Annotated in this window: 8 protein-coding genes; 3 read left to right on the top strand and 5 right to left on the bottom strand. The window is 39.4% G+C overall.

The features are described from left to right. Positions 1 to 325 precede the first annotated feature (325 nt). Together coaA and ACNF42_RS01565 are read left to right on the top strand one after the other, a co-directional pair. Positions 326 to 1,267, top strand: coding sequence for a type I pantothenate kinase (coaA, locus tag ACNF42_RS01570; protein WP_443338166.1), 942 nt, complete (start codon positions 326 to 328; stop codon positions 1,265 to 1,267). Between the two features lie 166 nt (positions 1,268 to 1,433). Continuing rightward, positions 1,434 to 2,522: an OBG GTPase family GTP-binding protein gene (locus ACNF42_RS01565; RefSeq protein ID WP_443338160.1), complete on the top strand. Its 1,089-nt coding sequence runs from the start codon at positions 1,434 to 1,436 to the stop codon at positions 2,520 to 2,522. Here the strand turns inward: ACNF42_RS01565 and ilvA are convergent. The 3 genes from ilvA to ftcD are packed head-to-tail and all read right to left on the bottom strand — an operon-like array spanning position 2,519 to position 5,279. Further along, on the bottom strand, positions 2,519 to 3,757 hold the full coding sequence (gene ilvA / locus ACNF42_RS01560) for a threonine ammonia-lyase (RefSeq protein ID WP_443338158.1): 1,239 nt from the start codon (positions 3,755 to 3,757) through the stop codon (positions 2,519 to 2,521). The two genes, ACNF42_RS01565 and ilvA, sit on opposite strands and share 4 nt — an antisense overlap. Then, complete coding sequence (locus ACNF42_RS01555; RefSeq protein WP_443338155.1) at positions 3,751 to 4,383, bottom strand: cyclodeaminase/cyclohydrolase family protein; 633 nt, start codon at positions 4,381 to 4,383, stop codon at positions 3,751 to 3,753. Before ACNF42_RS01555 ends, ilvA begins: the two co-directional genes overlap by 7 nt. Next, positions 4,380 to 5,279: a glutamate formimidoyltransferase gene (gene ftcD / locus ACNF42_RS01550; protein WP_443338164.1), complete on the bottom strand. Its 900-nt coding sequence runs from the start codon at positions 5,277 to 5,279 to the stop codon at positions 4,380 to 4,382. The genes ACNF42_RS01555 and ftcD overlap by 4 nt, the downstream gene beginning before the upstream one ends. Before the next feature lie 161 nt (positions 5,280 to 5,440). Between ftcD and ACNF42_RS01545 the strand changes: the two genes are divergently transcribed. Further along, positions 5,441 to 5,971, top strand: a complete 531-nt coding sequence (locus ACNF42_RS01545) for a hypothetical protein (protein ID WP_443338152.1) — start codon at positions 5,441 to 5,443, stop codon at positions 5,969 to 5,971. A 180-nt stretch (positions 5,972 to 6,151) separates the two neighbouring features. Here ACNF42_RS01545 and ACNF42_RS01540 read toward each other — a convergent pair whose 3' ends face one another. Together ACNF42_RS01540 and rpl12p are read right to left on the bottom strand one after the other, a co-directional pair. Next, positions 6,152 to 6,349 (bottom strand): hypothetical protein, encoded by a 198-nt coding sequence (locus tag ACNF42_RS01540; protein WP_443338150.1) that lies wholly within the window; start codon positions 6,347 to 6,349, stop codon positions 6,152 to 6,154. Between the two features lie 4 nt (positions 6,350 to 6,353). Further along, the gene (gene rpl12p, locus ACNF42_RS01535) at positions 6,354 to 6,659 is read right to left on the bottom strand and encodes a 50S ribosomal protein P1 (protein ID WP_443338148.1); all 306 of its coding nucleotides are present in this window, start codon (positions 6,657 to 6,659) and stop codon (positions 6,354 to 6,356) included. Positions 6,660 to 6,672 lie beyond the last annotated feature (13 nt).

Raw genomic sequence — 6,672 nt, 5'->3', positions numbered from 1 at the left:
TAGCTATGAAGATTTACATGAAATACAAGGGAAATCTGGATAAATAGAACTTGAAAATGCTGTTATTGTTCATATTGCAATGAAAATCACGAACTACAGAACGAAGATAGCAGAATTAGGGTGGTTATTCGAAATCCTCTGGAGATAAATTTACATTATAATTGGAAATTCTATCAAACTGTAATTGGATACACCTAAATCCCCTTTAATTTTCCCTTGATGTACCGTACTATTTTGATCCTTAGGAAGAATAAATAGATTAAGGGAGTAGCCAATTTTAATAAGTAGCTTTGTATAATCCCTCACGTACCAGGCAGATAAACCTATAAAACCGGATACTCCATATGTCAAAATTGATAGGGAAAAGTGGAAAAGACTGCGAAAACGCTTGAAAATAGACCTCACGCAGGAACAATTAGATGAAATTCAAGGTCTGAATGAGAAACTCTCTATGGAAGAAGTAAGGGAGATTTATGCCCCGCTGTCAAGGCTCCTCAAGGTATATTATGACAATTATCGTAGACTGAACGAAACAAGAAGGGAATTTCTTGGAATAGAGAATGAAAATATACCCTACATCATAGGAATTGCAGGTAGTGTAGCAGTTGGGAAGAGTACGACAGCCAGAATATTGAAGAAACTGATTTCTTTATGGCCCGAAGCTCCAAATGTATACATTGTGACAACAGACGGATTTTTATATAATAACTCTGAACTCGAGAGAAGGGGGATTCTTGACAGGAAAGGATTCCCCGAGAGCTACAATCTAAAAGGGATGCTTTCCTTCCTGTATAGAGTCAAATCAGGTGAAAATAATACAAGAGTGCCAATTTATTCCCACCTTATTTACGACATAGTTGAAGGAAAATATGAAATTATCAAAGATGCAGATATAATAATATTTGAAGGTTTGAACGTATTACAGACTCACACGAGGAAGATAGATGGAGCCAATCCTGACCTCATGGTATCGGATTTTTTTGATTTTTCAATTTATGTAGATGCAGAAGAAGATATGATAAAAAAGTGGTTTATTGAAAGATTTCTGAAATTGAAGAGAACGGCCTTCACTGATCCTCAGTCATATTTTAAGAAATATTCTGAAATAGATGATGAAACTTCCATAAGAATTGCAAGCCAGATCTGGGATAACATAAATGGAAAGAATCTGAAGGAGAACATTGAAGGAACAAAATACCATGCAGATCTTATTATGAAGAAGGTCGAGGATCACAGTGTCAGATTTGTGCTCCTGAGAAAGATCTAACTTTATTGAATATGGTGTTTAAATGAGGAGTGTTTGGAAGACTAAAATTAAGATGGTCTGGGATATTTATGCTTACATTGAATAATGGAGATGTGGATTCCCATATTCAGGTTGAGAATTCGGTAAAATATTCAAAAATAAGATCCAAGTATGGAGAGTGCCTATTGTGACAACGATAGAAGAAAAAATAAAGGAAATAGAAGATGAAATACATAAAACAAAATACAATAAAGCAACTGAATCTCACATAGGTCTCCTGAAGGCAAAGATGGCCAGACTACAGATGGAGGCTGAGAGTCACAGGCATTCAGGTGGTGGATCTGGTTTTTCCGTACCCAAATCTGGAGATGCAACGGTGGCTCTTGTTGGGTATCCAAATGTGGGAAAAAGTAGTTTATTGAACGCGATCACGGGCACTGAGAGTGAGGTTGGAAATTTTGCATTCACCACCCTGAAGGTTATCCCGGGAACTCTAAAATACAGGGGAACACAGATACAGATACTTGATCTTCCTGGAATTATTGATAATGCAGCACTTGGATCGGGAAGGGGAAGAGAAGTTCTGAGCATGGTAAGAGCGGCAGATCTGATTCTTCTGGTAACAGACAATGAATGCAAGGGAATGGATCGTATTATTGAGGAATTGAGGAAGTCTGGAATTGTTGTGAACAGAAAAAGAAAAAACATCTCCATGAAAAGGGCAAATACAGGTGGAATAAGAGTCAGGAAGCCCAAAAGCGTAAACATTGACGATAATAGAATAAGGGAAATGGCAAAGGAATTTAAAATAACAAATGCAGAGATATTCATAAGGGAAAACGTAAACGACGATGATCTGATTGATTTTTTCAGAGGAAATGTTGTCTATCTCCCGGCACTGGTGGTCATAAATAAAATGGATATGCCCCATGATGAAAAACTGGTTGAGGGAATGAGAAAATATGGGGAGATAGTCAAGGTTTCGGCCTCTTCAAGGATGGGTATAGATGATCTAAAGGAGAAATTATATGAATCTCTGGAGCTGGTGAGGATTTTTCTGAGAGATAAGTCAGGAAGGACAGATATGGAAAGACCATTAGTTCTGAGGAAGGGAGCAACCGTCAGGGATGTTTGCAGAAAAATAAGCAGGGAAATGCTCGAATCTTTTAGATATGCCGTACTTTCAAGCACCAGATCAAGGGTAAATGATATGAGAGTTGGTTTGGACTACGAGCTTGCCGATGGTGACATAATCACGATTGTCAGCAAAAACTAGTCCTTCACTATATGGAAATGATATCCAATCTCGCTCAGTTTTTGAAGAAGGCCATCCAGGTGATCACCATCACGTACATTTACACTGAAACGAATGCTCTGATAACCCACAGGAGTATCCTGGGAAAGATTATCGACTTCAGCATGGAATATGTTTGCTCCGGACATGGATATGGCTGATGTTATTCTGTGTAATGTTCCAGGTCTATCAGGAATTTTGCATTCTATCCTGATCAATCCCATATCGGTCTCCATCCCCTTATATATTATCTTTGAAAGAAGTAAAAGATCTATATTTCCCCCAGATACAACCAGTACAGTGGGCTCACCTCTGAGATCAATCTTACCTGACATAAGAGAGGCCAGTGGAGCTGCTCCTGAAGCCTCAACAACTATCTTTTGCCTCTCCAATAACTTGAAAAGTGCATATGCCATCTGTTCGTCGTTAACTGTGACAATTCTGTCAACGTACTTTTGTATCATCCATATGTTAATATCTCCTGGATTTTGAACTGCTATTCCGTCGGCAATAGTGAAACCACGGGATGAGGGATTGGGATTTCCCTCCATGGTCTGAATAACACAATCACAGTTTTCACTTTGCACCCCATAGACCCTAATATCCTTCCCGGATTCCTTTAAGGCCGCGGAAATTCCAGAAATCAAGCCACCCCCACCAACAGGAACTATGACATTTTTAACAGATGGGAGATCTTCCAGGATCTCAAGACCAATGGTTCCCTGGCCGGAAATGATCCAGCGATCATTAAAACCGTCTATGAATGTTCTCTTTTCCTCCACAGAAATTCTCTTTGCCTCCTGAAAGGCCTCCTTGTAACTATCCCCCTTTAGTACTACCTCTGCTCCATAATTCTTTACTGCATTTATCTTGGCACTTATTGTATAAGTTGGCATTACAATTTTACAACTTATTTTACTAATCTTTGCTGCAAAGGCAACCCCTTGTGCATGATTGCCTGCGCTGGCAGCTACAACTCCTGAAGACTTCTCCTCATTGCTCAACTTAGACATCTTAAATAGGGCACCTCTTGTTTTGAATGAACCGGTCTTCTGAAAATTTTCAAGTTTGAGATATATTGGTGCTCCAAACATATCGGAGAATGTTCTGGAGTATATCATTGGAGTCCGCTCTATCTTTTCCCTCAGGAATGCTGATGCTTCCCTTATATCCTCAATCCTTGCCGCTTTTTCATTAACTTCCAGAAAAATCACCACATAAATTCCTTGCCAATTGACTTTCTTACCCTTTCTTCCCCCAAAGACTTTAAGGAATGAACATCCTCCATGAATATCTTGATCTTTATTGCCTCGTTCTCCACATAATCTTTGTTGCCCATATATTTGAGGTTGATGGAGACGTTGTAAAGAGAGCTCTCGAGCGCAGAAACTGCCATATTCATGGATGCAGCAGCATCGGTTATGGCCCCCGGTATACCAATGTCCATCATTCTAAGTGATATGGAGAGAACCCTTCTACAGGCAGATGCAACTCTCCATGGAGAAGATATTGCCGCCTTTGTGGCCTTCTCTATAGCCAAATCTCTCGTTCTTTTCTCCTCATCCGTATTCTTTGGGAGACGCCTTGCTTCCATTATATTATTGAACGCAATGGTATCCATTTCGGCTAAGTCCGAAAAATGTTCCATTAAATCCTTACACTCTCTCACAATGGATTCAAATTCATTTCTCCTGTCTTCATAACCCTTTTTCTTCATGGAAAGGCCTGCCACCATTGAGGAGAGCGCAGCCGCTACCATTCCTGTAATTGCCGATGCAGAACCACCTCCCGGTGCAGGAGAATCTGATGAAAGCTCATTTAGGAATTTGTTTAGATCTATCATTCCCATACCTTCCTTTCAAATATCTGATCACTCTTAAAACTATGAGCCCTCATATAAAACTTCATTGAATCAATAAGAGCATCCATTGGAATTAACCCCACAACTTCAGATTCAATTACATCTATCCCGTAAGATGACGCTTCCATCTTTACCATCTCATATGCTCTGTATACTGGTGTTCTTCTGAAACTGGTTAAATTCATGGATATCTGCACACATTTTTTATCATCCAGATAGAATGCCAGTGCCTTAACAAATGCCAGTCCACCATCTTTGGCCCTGAGTGCCTTTGCTATTTTCTTTCCAATGCCTATATCTTCTGTTCTCAGATTAACATTGAATGCGATTAGAAAATCTCTTGATCCAATAATAGAGGCACCCGCCGATCCAACCTCAGATGGCCCAAAGTCCGGTTTATATTTCTCCTCCTTAATGTGCTCCCTTATCTGTTCAAACTGGAAATTCTTGTTTCTTATATTTTCCAGATTCTTTCTAAATTCTGACCTTGCGGCTTCACCATACAGGAACACAGGAATTCCAAGATCCTTTCCAACTCTTTCCCCCAGATTTACAGCCAATTGATTGCATTCATCTATTGTCATCTCTGATACAGGTATGAATGGAATCACATCAGCAGCTCCAAATCTTGGATGTTCCCCTTTGTGCGTGTTCATGTCTATGAGCTCTGACGCTTTTTTTATCCCCCTGAACGCAGCCTCGACCGCCAATGATGGGTCACAGATAAATGTGACCACAGACCTGTTATGATTCGGATCCATTTCCGAATCAAGGATCTTGACTCCTTCCACTGATGAAATTTCCTTAATTATCATTTCAACTTTTTCCCTATCTTTACCTTCACTGAAATTTGGAACGCATTCCACAATCTTCATAATTACTGTATTGGTAGTTCCCATTAAAAATATTGCAGGTGTGTCATTCCTTTATATGCATTTTTATGCGCCGGTTGATATCATTTCTGACATGAGAGAAAAGATTGAGCCGTTGTTATAGAACAAAATTTAATTAACCGTATTCGATCTTGATATGATAACCCATGAGAAAGAATATAGTCATAGTGGGAATTGTACTTTTGATTATTGGTGTTGGATTATTCTTTGGTGGAGCTCAAATATTGGCCCCCCATGTAAAGATAAGTACCACGCAATCCACTGAGGTAAGCCTCGGAAATAATTTATGGAGAACAAATGCCATAACCGTTAATGGTACAAATTATTTAATTGAAGATAAGTCGTCATCAAGCAGTGTTTACCTTGTATCTGCTTCTTCTTTAAGTAGCCTCAATCAGAGTAACCTTAAAACCCTAGGCATTGCGCCAAGTACCCATACAAGTGTATCCTCAAAAATTCTATACACATTCACTGTAAGCAGCCCTGGAAATTATTACATAGTTTCAAACTCCACATCACAACCAAGCAATTCTGTGAGCGTATTGAATCCTGATTCTATAGTGGGCGACGCAATCATACTTCTGGCCGGTGGTGCATTAGGTTTCATTGGCTTTATAATACTTATAATTGGATTGGTGCTAAAGAAAAAATTGCCGCCAAATCCTGAGCAGTACTAATTTTTTTAAAAACATTTCAAAGCGATCCTTTGGGTCTGCATATGATTCATTTTAATTTCCCTTTACTTTTTTCGTCCCGTGAAAAACGATTACCATTGATCTAATGAAGATATAAAATCAGATAATTTATAATAAACCATATTTCAAGTTAAATTTAAAAAATTTTTTCTATGAAGAAAGTTAATAGTTTCCCTTTGAATCTTTTCTTCCGCCTTCATCTGGGAGTGTAAGCACCTTATAAAAAATAGAGGTAAATATCCACGTTACTGAAATGGCAACCCACAAAGCGTTGGGAATCACTGCTATTGAAACGATGAACAGAATTGCAGGCAACAGGTATAAAACTATACCTGATATAAACTCCTTCCAGTTCATCATTTTTTCATCCGAACAGTGAGCTCAGACCTGCCATTGCATCTTCGTCATTTGCCTCTGGCTTTTCTTCCTTCTTCTCTTCCTTCTTTGCAGGTGCCTCAGCCTTTGCAGCTGGTGCGGCTGCTGCTACTGGTGCTGCAGCAGCGTTCTTTATCACATCGTCTATGTTAACCTCCATGAGGCTTGCAACCAGTGATTTTAGTCTTGCTTCATCTGGTGTGACTCCGGCCTGTACCAGTACCTGCTTCAGCTTGTCCTCATCAATTTCCTTGCCTGCTGCATGTAGCAACAGAGCTCCATATACATATTCCATTTTTCTAACCTCC

Origin of the sequence: Cuniculiplasma thermophilum (assembly GCF_052315355.1) — an archaeon.
In the GTDB taxonomy this organism is placed as follows: domain Archaea; phylum Thermoplasmatota; class Thermoplasmata; order Thermoplasmatales; family Thermoplasmataceae; genus Cuniculiplasma.
The sequence above is the reverse complement of the archived record's forward strand: the minus strand, read 5'-3'. Positions and strand labels throughout refer to the sequence as shown.